A 15,387-nucleotide genomic window follows, 5' to 3' on the forward strand; every position below is an offset into this window, starting at 1 on the left:
TCGGCGTCACGGCGCGGGCGCGGGTGTCGGCAGCCGGCCATACTTCTTCATCGCCTGGATGAGCCGGTCCTGAGGCAGGCCGAAGGCGCGGCTGCCCTCCGCGCCCGTCATCGTGTCGGAAGCCAGCATCGAGTTGAGGATGGCCTCCTGCGTGGCCTGGATGGTGGCCTCGAAGAGCGGCGTCAACCGCTCGTTGTCGAGCGCCGAGACGCTGGACACGGCCGTCCCCGCGGGAGGCTTCAGCCGCTGCGTGGAGAAGGCCAGGAAGATGTCGCCGGAGGAGTTCGCGCCCAGGCCCCCCATCTTCCCGATGCCCAGCGGCACCCGCTTCGCCAGCCGCTCCAGTTGATGCGGCAGCAGCGGCGCATCTGTCGCCACCACCACGATGATGGAGCCGGCGCCCTCGGGCGTGCGGGGCTGGGGGTCGCCGCGCGACGTTGAGCAGGCCGGCAATGCCTTGAACATTCCGGGGCTTGGCTTCTTGGGTCCGGTGTAGCAGGGGCGCAGGTCGCTGATCTCCTCGCCCACGGGCACGCCCTCCACGGTGAAGAGGTGGCGCGCGCCGTAGTTGCACTGCAACAGCACGCCCACGGTGTAGCCACCCTCCGATGCGGGCAGCTTGCGCGACGCCGTGCCGATGCCAGCCTTGAAGCTGTGGCACACCATCCCCGTGCCGCCGCCCACCGAGCCCTCCGCGACGGGACCTCCCTTGGCGGTGTCGAGCGCGCGGTGGGCGTGCGCCGCCTTCACGTGAAAGCCATAGACGTCATTCAGCAGTCCATCCCACGTCTCCGCGACGACGGGCAGCCCCAGCTCCCACTCCAGCCCTCGCTTCATCGCCCAGGAGATGACGGAGTCGCGGACGGTGCCCACGTCATTGGTGTTGGTGAGCATGACGGGGCCCGCGAGCTGGCCGGACTCGGTGAGCCAGTGGGAGCCCGTCATCTCGCCGTTGCCGTTGAGGGAGTAGATGGCGGCGAAGACCTCCTCGGACACGCCGTCCTTGCCTCGGGGCAGCACGGCGGTGACCCCGGTGCGCACCGCCCCCTTGCCCGGCGGGCCTCGAGTGTCGCCCGAAATCAACGTCGTATGGCCCACCGTCACGCCGGCCACGTCGGTGATGGCGTTGTTCGGGCCCGACTGTCCGCCGAAGGTGATGCCCAGGTCGCGGGCGCGGGGCCTCGCCTGGGTGGACTGCGCTTCCGCTGGCGGGGACCACAGCGACAGACAGGACACGAGCCCCAGGCGCAGGGAGAGACGGAGCGGGTTCATGGCGTGGCGTCATATCGCGACCGCGTCAGGCCCCCCAACCACGGCTGTGCATGGCCCTGCGCGCGGACGGTTGGCGTGTGCCCCCGTCAACCTGAGTTCCATCCGACTGGCTGTCCGCGAGCGTGCAGTGGCGCTGGCACCACCGGGCCGGGAAGTGTGCACGGAGCTGCCGCTGACGCGCGCGGACGACGCAGGGCGCGCGGATGGGGCGCGAGGACAGGTGACAACCCATGGGCCACATGCCTGAGGTCCGGCCCCGCGAATCTTGGGGGGGCCATGGCGTGGAGGGCAGGGGGCGGAGGACTGAGAGGGTGGGCCGCGTTGCTGTGGGCAACGTCTGTGTTGCTGGCGGGTGTCGCCCGCGCGGACGGGTGGCGCGTGGAATACGACGCGCCGGTGCCGCTCTTCCTGGACCGCAGCTACATCCTCGACTCGCCCAGCCGCATCCGTCGTCAGGGGTCGCCCGACTCGCCCGAGACGCTCATCTTCGAAGCACAGGTGGCGCCCAACCTCTTCCTGCCGCAGCTCCATCAAGGTGACTTCACCCAGCCTGGCGGCGAGTACTTCCTTTCGCTCATCATCACCCCGGGCGTGCAGCTTCGCATCATGGACACGGCAAGCGACCCGGTCATCCCGCCGTCCTTCATCGCGAAGGTGACGCTCCAGGTGGCGCACCTGCGGCCGCTGGCGAAGCCTCGGGCGGAGGGCGCTGCGGTGCGGGGCCTGGCGCTCGCGCTCAACGTCATCGCGGCGCACTATTCGAATGGGGAGTCCGGGTGCTTCTACAGCAACCAGACGCGCGGCGAATCCGGGTGCACGCCGTCGGAAGGACAACTGCCTCTGAACGAGGTGTCCGGCAGCTTCACCACGAACCTCTTCCGAACGGAGCTTCACGCGCGTCTGGCGTTCGACGTGGAGCCGGACCTGCGCAACGCATGGCTGGTAGGCGGATTCGCTGCCTTGGAGCTGAATACGTCCATTGGCCCTGGCCGCATCACCCGCTCCCAGCGCGTCGTGTATGGCGATGGGCACTGGGCGGCGGGTGTCATGGGCCAGCGCACGTGGAGCAGCCACCGCTTTCCGTTGGAAGTGTCCGTGTCACAGCCTTTCGGAGAGATGCCCGCGCAGCGGGCTACGTGGAAGGCTGAATTCGGCGCCTATCCCTGGTGGGGCGCGGGCTTCGGCGTCTTCGCGCGGTACGTGAAGGGGCAGGACTATTACAACATCTTGTTCCTGGAGCCCGTGGCGCTGTGGCAGTTCGGGCTCGCCTTTGAACTCAACCCCGGCGCGCGACTGCGGGCGGCCGAAAGAGGCCGGCCGCCCGGATTCCCATGAGTCGGGAGGGCGCCCCATCAAGGCAGGCGCGCGTCGAGCCACGTCAGGTGCGCGTCGACAGTCTCCGCCACCGCCTGCGCCTGGTCCGACGTGCTGGGGTCCGAGTAGGGATTGCCAATCTCCTTGTGCTTCCACTTCACCCAGGTCTGCTTGTACCAACCCCAGTCGAGGTTCGTGCCCTTCGAAGGCGGGGTGCTGCCCGCGTAGCCGGAGAAGGCGCGGATGCCCGTGGCGGGAGCCACTTCCTGGCCGCCCACGACGTGGAAGATGTGGAGCCTGTTTCGACGAGGGAACTGGGCCGTCAGATTCGTGGCCCAGGCGCCATAGAAGGTGCCCCAGGGGCGCACGGGGTTGTTGATCTTGCTGTCGAAGGTCCCCAGCTCACCCTGGCTGTTTCGGCACACGCCGTCGAACGACGACACGTAGATGTCAATGCTGTCCAGCGCCGTGTTCGCGCGGAGCGCTTGCGCCATGCGCATCATCAAGCAGCCACCGCGAGAGCTGCCCGCCAGGTAGATGGCACGCGTCTCCGGACGGACCTGCGCCTGGAGCCAGTTCGAGAAGCCATTCACGATGCGCTGCTTCGTGTCGCTGTCGAACAGGTGGTCGAAGTTGGCGTCGTTGACGACGGACAGGTACGTCTTCCCGCTGGGAAACCACCCCAGGGCGCGCAGCTTCATGGCCAGCGAACGGCCGTCCAGGCTCACGTTGGGACAGGAGATGCTGTCACAGGACGCATCCCAGTTGGAAGACTGCCCGGTGACACCGCTCGAGTGGCCGCTGCTCGAAATCTTCTGGCCCGCGGACATGATGACCAGGGCCTCGCGCGCGCCTGGCGCGTCGACCTCCGCGATGCGGATGTTGTGGAGCGCGCCGTCGGAAGCGCCGGCCGCGCGGAAGTGCTCGAAGCCCGCCGCCGCTTGATAGGCGCCCGAGCCGTTCCTGTAGACGACGCGGCGGGACACCACCGTCTGGCTGCTGCCGCTGGGATACGTCAGCGCCTGGGCATGGGCTTCCAGCGCGCCGGCGGGCTCGGGCGCGGACAGGTCCGGCTCCATGGGGCCCCCGCAGCTTGCGAGGGCACCTGTGAGCAGCAGCGCCAGATTCAACCTGGAGAAGACATGACGAGCGACGCGTTTGGTGCGGACCATGGTGTGCTCCGAGGGCGGAGGGAGGTGCATCGGCACGCCCTGGACGCGCCCCCTGGGCCCAGGCCGAGCTTGACGGGGGACGTTACACGGCCTTGCTGGCGGTTCCGTTCGTATCTCGCTTGAATCAGAAGGCTTCGCCCACGTTCAGATAAAAGCTTGGTTCGTTCCCGTAGGCGATATCGAGCCGGATATTGACGGGGACGTCTGACATTGGTGCGAAGCGCAGGCCCACGCCGGCCGCGGGTTTGATGTCGCGAGCGTCGAAGTCGCGTGGGCTGCGTGCCACCGTCGCCGCGGAGACAAAGGCCGCGCCGCCCAGGCGCCAGAAGAGGGGCGCACGGTACTCGACCTGCGCGCCCAGGTGCTGGCGCTCGCGGAAGCGTCCCTCCAGGTACCCCCGGCTCAACTCCATGCCGCCCAACCTTCCCGTGTCATGGAAGGGCGGCTCTCCGTCGCGCAGGTCGACGAGTCCCTGCATCGCGAGGACGTGCCGCTGTCCCCAGGGGAGCGTGATGTAGCGCCGGACGTCCAGCCGGAGCACATCGAAGACGTAGTCGGAGCCCCAGTCGCCCCGGGCCCGGCGCAGGTTGAGCCGCGCCAGCGCTCCCGTCACCGGATTGAGCGTGTTGTCCCGTGAGTCATAGAGCGCGGCGAGTCCGAATTGAACCGTCGAGCCGCCCGCGGCGCCCGTCATGCGCCGCACCGCCCCGTCCTCCGCGACATGGGCAAAGCGCGCGTGCTGATAGCGCATGGTGGGACCGACATAGAAGCGAGGCGCGACGCGCCACTTCGGGCTCAACTCGAACTCGAAGAAGATGGGCGTGAAGTCCTCCACGTCCTCCGCCCGCGTGCGTGCGCCCATTCCGAAGAAGCGGTCCGGGAAGCGCGCCGCGCTGGCGGTGGCCGTCAGGTTCAACCGGTCGTCGAGCAGATTCACGTCCGGCTGGAGGAGGAGGGTGAACTGGCTTCGGGTGCTCGCGGCGGCGGCCAGCATCACCTGGGACTCCCGGCCACCTCGCGACGCCGGGGGTTGGTAGACGAGCGATGCCGCGCCGCCCAGGAGGAAGCTCGTCTCCGGCTGGTAGGCGGGCAGCACGAAGGGGACGATGCTGAAGCGCCCCGCCGGTGCTTCCTCGGGAGTGGCCACGAGCAGGACGCCGAGGACGGCCGTGAGGAGCGGTGTCATGGCGGCGCCTCAGACGTTCTCGTCGAGCCAGTCGAACATGCGCGCTTCCGCCAGTGCCGTGGACGCCGCCTGGCAGTGCAGGGGCGCGGCCTCTTCGTGAGTGAACATCATCAGGTGCTTGGGGCCGCGCAGCGCGTCGTAGAGCTTCTTGGATTGGCCCGGTGAGGCGTCCTCCGCCTCGCCCTCCATGATGAGCACGGGGCAGCGGATGCGGTTGATGATGGCCTCGTTGGTGAACTCCTCCAGCTTGCGGAAGAGCTCCGACGGCGACCGGGCGCCATGCTTCCAGTACACGTCACGCAGCCAGTACTGGGCGGTGGGCCAGCGGTCCGCGAGCGCGGCAATCGCCTGGTCGAACTTCTCCGGATGCGATTTCAACAGCGCCAGCGAGCCCGGCAGGAAGCGATTGAAGTGCGAACTCGTGGCCTCCCACCAATTGAGGACGCCGGGGTTGGCGATGCACAGGGCAATGCGCGGCTCGAACGCCGCCGCCCGAGGCGCCAGCGCGCCGCCGAACGACAGGCCCATGAGGAGGATGCGGCGAGGGTCCACTCCACTGATGCGCTCGGCCGCGTCCACCACGGGGCTGACGGCCTTCTCCCAGTCCGGCCGGAAGCTCAGCCGGTGTTCCCGCAGCGAGCGGCCCTGGCCCGGGCCGTGGAACATGAGCACGTGATAGCCGCGCCGGGACGCGCCCTCCCAGACCCACTTCGTCTCCTCCGGCCAGGCATGCAGTCCCTGGTGGAGGATGATGACGGGCGCGCTGGGCTTCGCGTGCGGCGAGCGCACGAAGTACGCCGCCAGCGTGGTGCCCTCGTAGGGGATGGCCAGCGGCTGCACGTCGTAGCCGAGCAGTCCGTTCGACTGCTCGAAGGTGGTGGCCGCCTGACGCGTCACCTCGAGTGTCCGTGGGTCCTCGAGGTCCGTGTAGTGCATCGTCGCGGCGCGGTAGTAGTTCGCAGCGCGCGCGTAGGCCTGGCCGGCGCTCAGCAGGTGGCCCTTGGCCTCGGCGTCCCGGGCATGACCGTGGACCCGCCGTGCCGTCTTCGTCCACGCCTCGAACCAGCTCAGTTCGTCCCCGGGCTGGATGCGGCTGGCCGTCTCCAGCACGTCTCCCACGTCGCTCTGGCCATGGGTGGCGTGGCTGAGGAACCAGAGGACCTGGTTGTCCATCAGCCCGTCCCCCGTGAGGCGGATGTCGTACCAGGCGTCGCTCCGGGGGTTGATGCCCTGCACGTCCTTGGACACCGGTGCCAGCGCGCTCCGCAGTCCCAGCGCCGCCGCCGCGCCTCCAGCAAACAGCCCCGCTCCCAGCAGCACGCCTCGTCGGGAGGGTCTTCCTGCGGTAGGTTCGCCTTCGGGTTTGACCATGGGATTCAATCTCCTGGGTTAATCGATTGATTGAATCAATAGATTTAAAATTGTGCGCGTCTGTCAAGCGCCAGCGCGGACTCACGTCGTTTCAGGGGTTTGCAGGGATGGGAACCAAGGAGCAGGAGGCCCGGGAGCGCATTCTCCGGGCGACCATCGTGTGCATCGGCCGGGATGGGCTCGATGCGACAGGCATCCGGGAGATTGCCCGCGAGGCGCAGGTGAACAGCGCGGCCATCAGCTACTACTTCCGGAGCAAGGAGAAGCTGGTTGCCCTGGCGCTGGAGCAGACGCTGGACCAGGCCTTCGGGAACGTCCTGGAGGACTTCGATCGGCTCCGGCTGGAGGGCCAGGGCATTCGCGAGGCGTTTGAGACGCTGCTCGAGGATTTGATGAGCAACTCGCTGCGCTACCCGTACATCGCGCACGCGCACTTCCACGACGCGCTGGCCCATCAGCGCTACGACGGCTCCGCCATCCAGCGCCTCAATGCGTTCCTGGCCGAGCTGGCTGGGCGGCTGGCTCCGGCGGCGCCGCACCTGCCGGAGAACCGGCTGCGGATGGCGCTGACCCAGGTCTGGGCCTCCCTGAGCCTGCTGTCGATGATGCCCCGGCTGTTCGACCAGTTCATCCTGCTCGACTTCGGCACGCTCGACACACGGAGAGACTGGGTGCAGCAGGCGTCACGGCTCCTCTTCGCTCCTTGAGGTCCGTGCCCAGTGGAGGCGCATGAGCAGGGCCGCGCCGCTTGAGCGCCTCCGAGGCGGCGTCCTGCACCCAAAGAACCAGATTGCTACGCGCGACGTCCAGCGCCCCGGCTACGGCGATCAACGGGAACTGCCCCTGAAAGGCAAGCTGGGCGGGGCCAGCTCCAACGCCGCCTTCGGAAGCTCGTTCGCCGTCGTCTTCTTGCCCAGGAGCCGCTCCAGCTCCCGCGACCTGGGCGCTGTGCGAGGGGAGGGCCATAAGGCACGTCTCCACCGCGACTGTCCCGGCTCAGCCGGCGCTGGCCGCCCACCGCCAGCAGGGCCGCGACGGTGACCAGCACCCGCAGGTGCTCATCCTGCGCCGACCCTTTGGCCGCCAGTCCACGCCGACCTGCACTGCAACAGCGGAGCGGGCGCCTGGTCTGTACGCCGTGTCCCAGTGAACCTCCTTCGATCGCGAAAATACGGAAGACGGTGGTCAACGCAGCAGGTTGACAGGAGACGCGGTGGTGGTAGAAGCCGCGCCCTCGACGAAGAAGCCCGGCGGAAAGGGCGGAAGCGTCGAGGGGGCAACGAAAAGTAGCAGTTGACAGGGAGGGCGGCGAAGCGGTAGAAACCGCGCCCCTCCGGAAGAAAACAGCGGAAGCCACTGGGCGGCGCTGAAGACTCCGGAAGCCAGCAGGACGGCGAAACAGCAGCTTGACAGTAGACGCCGGACTGAAATAGAAGCTGACGCCCCGCCGGACGAAAAGACGGCGAGGCAGCAACGAAGAAGACGGTAACAAGAAGTCGCGGGAATCACAAGCGACTCGGTCTTTGAAAACCAAATAGCAAGCCCAAGAAGAAGCTAGATTGCGGAAACCGCAGTCAATTTCATAAGACGGTGCCAGCCAGGTCGCGCTGAGAAGCGCAGCCGGCAGCACTGGAAACGAATCAGCGAGTTTCAGGTTCCTTAGCCGGACCTGAGACTGACGCCGGTTCAGTTCTTCAAAAATTCAATTGGAGAGTTTGATCCTGGCTCAGAACGAACGCTGGCGGCGTGCCTAACACATGCAAGTCGAGCGCGAATAGGGGCAACCCTTAGTAGAGCGGCGCACGGGTGCGTAACACGTGGATAATCTGCCTGAGTGCTCGGGATAACCAGTCGAAAGATTGGCTAATACCGGATAAGCCCACGGTCTCTTCGGAGACTGAGGGAAAAGGTGGCCTCTGTATACAAGCTATCACATTCAGATGAGTCCGCGGCCCATCAGCTAGTTGGCGGGGTAATGGCCCACCAAGGCAACGACGGGTAGCTGGTCTGAGAGGACGATCAGCCACACTGGAACTGAGACACGGTCCAGACTCCTACGGGAGGCAGCAGTGGGGAATTTTGCGCAATGGGCGAAAGCCTGACGCAGCAACGCCGCGTGTGTGATGAAGGTCTTTGGATTGTAAAGCACTTTCGACCGGGAAGAAAACCCGTTGGCTAACATCCAACGGCTTGACGGTACCGGGAGAAGAAGCACCGGCTAACTCTGTGCCAGCAGCCGCGGTAATACAGAGGGTGCAAGCGTTGTTCGGAATTATTGGGCGTAAAGCGCGTGTAGGCGGCGTGACAAGTCGGGTGTGAAAGCCCTCAGCTCAACTGAGGAAGTGCGCCCGAAACTGTCGTGCTTGAGTGCCGGAGAGGGTGGCGGAATTCCCAAGTAGAGGTGAAATTCGTAGATATGGGGAGGAACACCGGTGGCGAAGGCGGCCACCTGGACGGTAACTGACGCTGAGACGCGAAAGCGTGGGGAGCAAACAGGATTAGATACCCTGGTAGTCCACGCCGTAAACGATGAGAACTAGGTGTCGTGGGAGTTGACCCCCGCGGTGCCGAAGCTAACGCATTAAGTTCTCCGCCTGGGAAGTACGGTCGCAAGACTAAAACTCAAAGGAATTGACGGGGGCCCGCACAAGCGGTGGAGCATGTGGTTTAATTCGACGCAACGCGCAGAACCTTACCTGGTCTTGACATCCTCAGAATCCTTCAGAGATGAGGGAGTGCCCGCAAGGGAACTGAGAGACAGGTGCTGCATGGCTGTCGTCAGCTCGTGTCGTGAGATGTTGGGTTAAGTCCCGCAACGAGCGCAACCCTCGCCTTTAGTTGCCACGCAAGTGGATCTCTAGAGGGACTGCCGGTGTTAAACCGGAGGAAGGTGGGGATGACGTCAAGTCCTCATGGCCTTTATGACCAGGGCTACACACGTGCTACAATGGCCGGTACAGAGCGTTGCCAACCCGCGAGGGGGAGCTAATCGCATAAAACCGGTCTCAGTTCAGATTGGAGTCTGCAACTCGACTCCATGAAGGAGGAATCGCTAGTAATCGCAGATCAGCACGCTGCGGTGAATACGTTCCCGGGCCTTGTACACACCGCCCGTCACACCATGGGAGTCGATTGCTCCAGAAGTCATCTCACCAAGAGGTGCCCAAGGAGTGGTCGGTAACTGGGGTGAAGTCGTAACAAGGTAGCCGTAGGGGAACCTGCGGCTGGATCACCTCCTTTCTAAGGAGACCGGGCATCGGACAGCACTTTCGAGTGCAGTAGGCGATGCCAGCGACTCTTCGGAGTCGCGTCAGGTCGACCAGGTCAACGTTTCCGGATAACAATCTAGCGACTAGTTTGGGCTTGCTGTTTGGTTTTGAAGGACTGAGTCCGCAAGAGGACTTCAGCTCTTTGAGAATGAAGGATGCTGTAGGGTTTGCCGACGCGGTAGCCCCCTGGGCCTATAGCTCAGCTGGCTAGAGCGCGCGCCTGATAAGCGCGAGGTCGGTGGTTCAAGTCCACCTAGGCCCACCATTTCCTCCTCAAGCGAGGAGGAAAGTGGTGACGCGCGCGAATCCATCAGCTCCACAAGTTTTCCCTGAAGCAATGAGGGAAGCGTTCTTTGACAAGTGCATACGAAGGGTAAGTTCAATTTCTGCTGAGAGAAGTTCTCGCAGAAGCCCTGACGAAAGTACCCGCCGACGCCGTGAGGCGAAGGTGAGGGAAAGAGTCAGGTGCTTTTAATCAAGCGTAGGTAAAGAAGAAGTCTTCCAGGCTTGCTGCGAAGAGCAGGAGTCTGGGCCTTGGTTTCGAGTTTCGATAAACCGCCGGGAGGCGGGCGTGAAAAACAAGAGATTAGGGCAAGTAAGCTACTAAGGGCGTGCGGTGGATGCCTAGGTGCCAAGAGGCGATGAAGGACGCGGGTGGCTGCGAAAAGCTCCGGGGAGCTGTCAACCGAGCGTTGATCCGGAGATGTCCGAATGGGGAAACCCAGCGCTGCGAATAGCGGCGTTACCTTCCACTGAATACATAGGTGGAATGGAGCTAACCAGGGGAAGTGAAACATCTCAGTACCCTGAGGAAGAGAAAACAATGAGTGATTCCCAAAGTAGTGGCGAGCGAAATGGGAGCAGCCCAAACCGAAACCACGAAAGTGGCGTCGGGGTAGAGGGTCCACGGTAGGACTTTGACTTGCTAGCGGAAGCCTCTGGAAAGAGGCACCAAAGAGCGTGATAGTCGCGTACGCGAAAGCGAGTTGGAGCTGAGTGGGTTACCCAAGTAGGGCGGGACACGTGCAATCCTGCCTGAATCAGCCGGGACCATCCGGTAAGGCTAAATACTCCTTGGCGACCGATAGTGAACAAGTACCGCGAGGGAAAGGTGAAAAGAACCCCGGTAAGGGGAGTCAAAAGAACCTGAAACCGCATGTCTACAAGCAGTTCGAGCACTACGGGGCAACCCAGTGCGAGAGCGTACCTTTTGCATCATGATTCGGCGACTTAATATACGTAGCGAGGCTAAGCCGTTAGGTGGAGCCGGAGCGAAAGCGAGTCCGAACAGGGCGTTTAGTTGCGTGTATTATAACCCGAAGCGGGGTGATCTACACATGGCCAGGTTGAAGTGCGGGTAACACCGCATGGAGGACCGAACCCGTGAAAGTTGAAAATTTCTGGGATGAGCTGTGTGTAGGGGTGAAAGGCCAATCAAACTCCGTGATAGCTGGTTCTCCCCGAAAGATATTTAGGTATCGGCTCGGGCAATTCAATGCCGGAGGTAGAGCACTGGAACGGCTAGGGGTCTCACCAGATTACCAAACCGTACCAAACTCCGAATGCCGGCAATTGTTATCCCGGGACGCAGTCAGTGGGTGATAACGTCCATTGGCAAGAGGGGAATAACCCAGACCGACAGCTAAGGCCCCCAAATCTAGTCTAAGTGAACACTAGAAAGGATGTGGCAGGTCATTGACAACCAGGAGGTTGGCTTAGAAGCAGCCATCCTTTAAAGAAAGCGTAATAGCTCACTGGTCAAGACAGGCCGCGCCGAAAATGTAACGGGGCTCAAGACTAGTGCCGAAGCTTCGGGTCATACGTAAAGCGTATGGCGGTAGGGGAGCGTCCCAGTTGCAGCGAAGGTCGACTGAAAAGGCGGCTGGAGCGACTGGGAGTGCTGATGCCGAAATGAGTAGCGATAAAGGGGGTGAGAAACCCCCTCGCCGTAAGCCCAAGGTTTCCTGGGTCAAGTTAATCTTCCCAGGGTTAGTCGGAACCTAAGCCGAGGCCGAAAGGCGTAGGTGATGGAAAGCGGGTTAATATTCCTGCACCATCTTGTGAGCGTTGAACTAAGGGAGGACGGAGAAAGCTAGGCGAGCTGACCGGTGGTTGTGTCAGTCTAAAGGTGTAGGGGTGTCGCGTACGAATAAAGGCGCGGCAGCCATCCCCGAGACTCCATGGCGCCCCGTAAGGGGTAAGTCGCTGATGCTCTGCTTCCAAGAAAAGTCCCGTAGGGAGCTTACAGGGTGTCCGTACCGTAAACCGACACAGGTGGGCGAGGAGAAAATCCTAAGGCGCTTGAGAGAACTCTCCTCCAAGGAACTAGGCAAATTTCCACCGTAACTTCGGAAGAAGGTGGGCCTCTGGTAGGTGTAGGCGTACAGCCGAAGCCGAGAGAGGTTGCAGAGAAATGGCGGTAGCGACTGTTTACCAAAAACACAGGACTCTGCGAAGGCGACAAGCCGACGTATAGGGTCTGACTCCTGCCCGGTGCTGGAAGGTTAAGGGGATTCGTCAGCCGCAAGGTGAAGCGATGATCCGAAGCCCCAGTAAACGGCGGCCGTAACTATAACGGTCCTAAGGTAGCGAAATTCCTTGTCGGGTAAGTTCCGACCTGCACGAATGGAGTAACGACTTCCGCGCTGTCTCGGAGAGGGACTCAGCGAAATTGAAATAGCTGTGCCGATGCAGTTTACCCGCAGCAAGACGGAAAGACCCCGTGAACCTTTACTATAACTTGACAGTGACACTAGGGATTGACTGTGTAGGATAGGTGGGAGCCTTTGAAGCCGGGCCGCTAGGTTCGGTGGAGGCAACGGTGAAATACCACCCTGTTGATTTCTGGTGTCTAACCATGTCCCGTCAGCCGGGATTGGGACACTGTCTGGTGGGTAGTTTGACTGGGGCGGTCGCCTCCCAAAAAGTAACGGAGGCGCGCGATGGTTCCCTCAGCCCGATTGGAAACCGGGCGTCGAGTGCAATGGCATAAGGGAGCTTGACTGCGAGACGGACACGTCGAGCAGGTGCGAAAGCAGGTCATAGTGATCCGGTGGTCCTGAATGGAAGGGCCATCGCTCAACGGATAAAAGGTACTCCGGGGATAACAGGCTTATCTCCCCCAAGAGTTCACATCGACGGGGAGGTTTGGCACCTCGATGTCGGCTCATCGCATCCTGGGGCTGGAGCAGGTCCCAAGGGTTTGGCTGTTCGCCAATTAAAGCGGTACGCGAGCTGGGTTCAAAACGTCGTGAGACAGTTTGGTCCCTATCTGCTGTGGGCGTAGGATACTTGAGAGGCTCTGACCTTAGTACGAGAGGACCGGGTTGGAGGCACCGCTGGTGTACCAGTTGTCTCGCCAGAGGCATCGCTGGGTAGCCATGTGCCGATTGGATAACCGCTGAAAGCATCTAAGCGGGAAACCGACCTCAAGACCAGGTATCCCGGGCGCAAGCCCCTGAAGACCCGTCGAAGACTACGACGTTGATAGGCCGGGTGTGTAAGCGTGGTAACACGTTCAGCTAACCGGTACTAATTGGTCGTGAGGCTTACTTTCCCCATTCTCTTGCATGCCCCCTCAAGGGGAGTAAGGGACTCGGGGCCAAGGCCGAGGCTCGAGCGCTTCACGCGCTCGCCTGGAAGACTGAAATACGCACAGCGAGACTTCGCTCAAACGAAATTGAAACTTACCCTTTGTATGCACTGTCGCTTGTTTTCCGGTGGCTATGTCGGAGGGGTTCCACCCGTTCCCATCCCGAACACGGAAGTTAAGCCCTCCAGAGCCGATGGTACTTCGCGGGAAACCGCGCGGGAGAGTAGGTCGCTGCCGGATTCTTTTTGAGAAACCCCCGGTGTCCCTCGTGGACACCGGGGGTTTTCTGTTTTGGGCCGTTTGCTTTCGCGCGTCACACAGGGACTTCGAGGTTCATCGACAGGCCCGCTTCGAACTCGGGCACTTGCCGGAGCCGCTCCAGGACGATGCGGGTGCAGTGGAGCGTGACGAGGGGAATCGTCCCCGGTTCGCTGATCCACCGGACCGCGTCCATCAGGTGGTGGGCTTTCAGGAACGAGAGCACGGCATCCCAGAAGCGGCGTCCCTCGTCGAGCGCGGTCTGGTAGGCGGGCCGGCGGTCCGATGCCGGGATGGCTTCGGCTCCACGCTTCTTGCGCGGCAAGGGCCGGTACGGCGCGGCGCTCTGCCGGGGCATGACGATGGCTTCAATCCACATCGCGTCACCCTCCACACTCCCGGTCCTCGGGTGGGTCTGGGGATTATCGGACATGGCGCGTGCAGGTTGCGCCCCCTTCAGCTCGCACTCAAGGGTGGGGCCCGCTCGCCCCCATGGCATGCGTTGCCTGCCTCGGGCCTCACGGCTCGCTCGCACTTCAGGCGTGCCAGTGAGCGCACGTCTGCTTGCTTGCTGGGTGTGCGCTACGCCAACCGCCTGAAGTTCCAAGAGCGCACGTCAGACAACGCGGCGGAGGGCCGTGGGCCGCCTGCCGTCCGTGCATCCACATCCTACCTTGTGAGGCATGAAGGCATCTCGTCGGCAGCTCCCCGTCTATGTGCCGCCGCGGACGGTCTGGGTCGTCGGAACGCAGGTCCTGCTGCTCATCTTGTTCTGGGCCGTGCTCCGGGCGCTGTACCCCGTGCTCACGCTCCTGGCGGTCGTGCTGCTGCTGTCCATCGCGCTGAGCCCCCTGGTGCGCCGGCTGACGCAGTGGGGGCTTCCCCGCGGCGCGGGTGTGGCCATCGTGGCGCTGGCGCTGCTGGGGATGATGGGCGTCCTGGTGAGCTCGTTGGTGCCCATGCTCATCCACCAGCTCCAGGGCCTGGCCCAGTCGATGCCCGCCACGATTGAACGGCTCGCGCAGTCCCGTTGGGTGGAGGAACTGGGCACGCGGTATGGCGTGCAGGTCCAGGCGGAGGACCTCATCCGCTTCGAGCCGACGGACGTCGCGGGCCGCATCATCAACGTCCTGTCGTCGACGCTGGGCCTGGTGGCGGGTGGCATCACCGTGGTGGTCCTCACGGTGTTCAGCTTGCTGTTCGGTGAAGACCTCTACGAGAGCGCCCTGCAGTGGGTGTCGCCGCGCCGCCAGCCTCGTGTGCGGCTGCTCGTGTCCCGGATGCGCAAGGCCGTCGCCAACTACCTGGCGGGGACCCTGCTGGTGATGACCATTGGCGGCACGGTCGCCGGGACCATGGCGCTCATCCAGGGCGTGCCGTACTTCCTGCCGCTGGGATTGATGGTGATGCTGATGGGCGTCATCCCCTACCTGGGAAGCATCATCAGCGCGGTGCTGGTGGGCCTCATCACCCTGGCCACCGTGGGCCTCAAGAACGCGCTCATCGCGGTGGCCGTCTTCATCGTGTACCAGCAGGTTGAGGCCAACGTGCTGAGCCCCATGATTCAGCGGCGGGCCATCAAGATGAACCCGCTGCTCATCTCCATCGTGGTGCTCTGTGGCGGCGCACTGGCGGGGCTGACGGGCGTGGTCCTGGCGGTGCCGCTGGCCGCCGCGGCGCAGGTGCTGGTGCAAGAGGTGCTGGGGCTTCGCCAGGAAGCGTGGCAGCGCGGCCATCGGCTGGAGGCCACGAAGCGGGAGCCGGGTCGAGGCGCGGTGGAGGAAGGGTTGCTCTTCGCGGGCCCCATGGCGGGGCCCCGTCCGCCGGCGCCGCCGAGCCCAGCGTCCCCGGCGCCGCCGAGCCCAGCGCCCCCGGCGCACTGAGCGCGAAAGCAGAAGGGCCTCCGGACATGGCGCCGGAGGCCCTTCGCGTTCATTCCGCCGTCACGCCGGG

8 protein-coding genes, 1 tRNA gene and 3 rRNA genes are annotated in these 15,387 nt (G+C 63.5%); 7 read left to right on the forward strand and 5 right to left on the reverse strand.

The annotated features are described in order from the left end of the window. Window positions 1-6: 6 nt before the first annotated feature. Window positions 7-1,272 (reverse strand): DmpA family aminopeptidase, encoded by a 1,266-nt coding sequence (locus KGD87_RS03455; RefSeq protein ID WP_284666132.1) that lies wholly within the window; start codon window positions 1,270-1,272, stop codon window positions 7-9. 378 nt (window positions 1,273-1,650) lie between these two features. Between KGD87_RS03455 and KGD87_RS03460 the strand changes: the two genes are divergently transcribed. Then, window positions 1,651-2,607: a hypothetical protein gene (locus KGD87_RS03460; protein ID WP_284666133.1), complete on the forward strand. Its 957-nt coding sequence runs from the start codon at window positions 1,651-1,653 to the stop codon at window positions 2,605-2,607. A 17-nt stretch (window positions 2,608-2,624) separates the two neighbouring features. On the opposite strand, the gene KGD87_RS03465 is transcribed toward KGD87_RS03460, so the two are convergent. From KGD87_RS03465 to KGD87_RS03475, 3 genes are all read right to left on the reverse strand, one after another. Then, window positions 2,625-3,758, reverse strand: coding sequence for a hypothetical protein (locus KGD87_RS03465; RefSeq protein WP_284666134.1), 1,134 nt, complete (start codon window positions 3,756-3,758; stop codon window positions 2,625-2,627). Between the two features lie 124 nt (window positions 3,759-3,882). Then, window positions 3,883-4,944 (reverse strand): BamA/TamA family outer membrane protein, encoded by a 1,062-nt coding sequence (locus KGD87_RS03470; protein ID WP_284666135.1) that lies wholly within the window; start codon window positions 4,942-4,944, stop codon window positions 3,883-3,885. Between the two features lie 9 nt (window positions 4,945-4,953). Continuing rightward, window positions 4,954-6,264 (reverse strand): alpha/beta hydrolase family protein, encoded by a 1,311-nt coding sequence (locus KGD87_RS03475; RefSeq protein WP_284666136.1) that lies wholly within the window; start codon window positions 6,262-6,264, stop codon window positions 4,954-4,956. 158 nt (window positions 6,265-6,422) lie between these two features. Here KGD87_RS03475 and KGD87_RS03480 point away from each other — a divergent pair, with 158 nt between their 5' ends. The 5 genes from KGD87_RS03480 (at window position 6,423) to rrf (ending at window position 13,416) form a co-directional block, all read left to right on the forward strand. After that, window positions 6,423-7,022 carry a TetR/AcrR family transcriptional regulator gene (locus KGD87_RS03480; RefSeq protein WP_284666137.1) on the forward strand — a complete coding sequence of 200 codons (600 nt, stop codon included), beginning with the start codon at window positions 6,423-6,425 and terminating at the stop codon, window positions 7,020-7,022. Window positions 7,023-8,018: 996 nt separating this feature from the next. Further along, window positions 8,019-9,555 (forward strand): 16S ribosomal RNA (locus KGD87_RS03485). 217 nt (window positions 9,556-9,772) lie between these two features. Continuing rightward, window positions 9,773-9,849 (forward strand) — tRNA-Ile (locus tag KGD87_RS03490). Window positions 9,850-10,177: 328 nt separating this feature from the next. Beyond that, window positions 10,178-13,140, forward strand: a 23S ribosomal RNA gene (locus tag KGD87_RS03495). 159 nt (window positions 13,141-13,299) lie between these two features. Beyond that, window positions 13,300-13,416: ribosomal RNA gene (gene rrf / locus KGD87_RS03500) — 5S ribosomal RNA — on the forward strand. Together the 16S, 23S and 5S rRNA genes with 1 tRNA gene alongside form the textbook arrangement of a ribosomal RNA operon. Window positions 13,417-13,489: 73 nt before the next feature. Here the strand turns inward: rrf and KGD87_RS03505 are convergent. Continuing rightward, window positions 13,490-13,813, reverse strand: coding sequence for a hypothetical protein (locus tag KGD87_RS03505; RefSeq protein WP_284666138.1), 324 nt, complete (start codon window positions 13,811-13,813; stop codon window positions 13,490-13,492). A 304-nt stretch (window positions 13,814-14,117) separates the two neighbouring features. Here KGD87_RS03505 and KGD87_RS03510 point away from each other — a divergent pair, with 304 nt between their 5' ends. Beyond that, window positions 14,118-15,317 carry an AI-2E family transporter gene (locus KGD87_RS03510; protein WP_284666139.1) on the forward strand — a complete coding sequence of 400 codons (1,200 nt, stop codon included), beginning with the start codon at window positions 14,118-14,120 and terminating at the stop codon, window positions 15,315-15,317. The last annotated feature ends 70 nt before the right edge of the window (window positions 15,318-15,387 follow it).

The sequence above is a fragment of the Myxococcus sp. SDU36 genome (genome assembly GCF_030168875.1).
In the GTDB taxonomy this organism is placed as follows: domain Bacteria; phylum Myxococcota; class Myxococcia; order Myxococcales; family Myxococcaceae; genus Myxococcus; species Myxococcus vastator.

What these genes read in the sequence shown, in the direction of transcription:
- KGD87_RS03455 (WP_284666132.1), bottom strand. Translation starts at nt 1,272, where the DNA reads ATGAACCCGCTCCGTCTCTCCCTGCGCCTGGGGCTCGTGTCCTGTCTG.
- KGD87_RS03465 (WP_284666134.1), bottom strand. Translation starts at nt 3,758, where the DNA reads ATGGTCCGCACCAAACGCGTCGCTCGTCATGTCTTCTCCAGGTTGAAT.
- KGD87_RS03470 (WP_284666135.1), bottom strand. Translation starts at nt 4,944, where the DNA reads ATGACACCGCTCCTCACGGCCGTCCTCGGCGTCCTGCTCGTGGCCACT.
- KGD87_RS03480 (WP_284666137.1), top strand. Translation starts at nt 6,423, where the DNA reads ATGGGAACCAAGGAGCAGGAGGCCCGGGAGCGCATTCTCCGGGCGACC.
- KGD87_RS03505 (WP_284666138.1), bottom strand. Translation starts at nt 13,813, where the DNA reads ATGTGGATTGAAGCCATCGTCATGCCCCGGCAGAGCGCCGCGCCGTAC.
- KGD87_RS03510 (WP_284666139.1), top strand. Translation starts at nt 14,118, where the DNA reads ATGAAGGCATCTCGTCGGCAGCTCCCCGTCTATGTGCCGCCGCGGACG.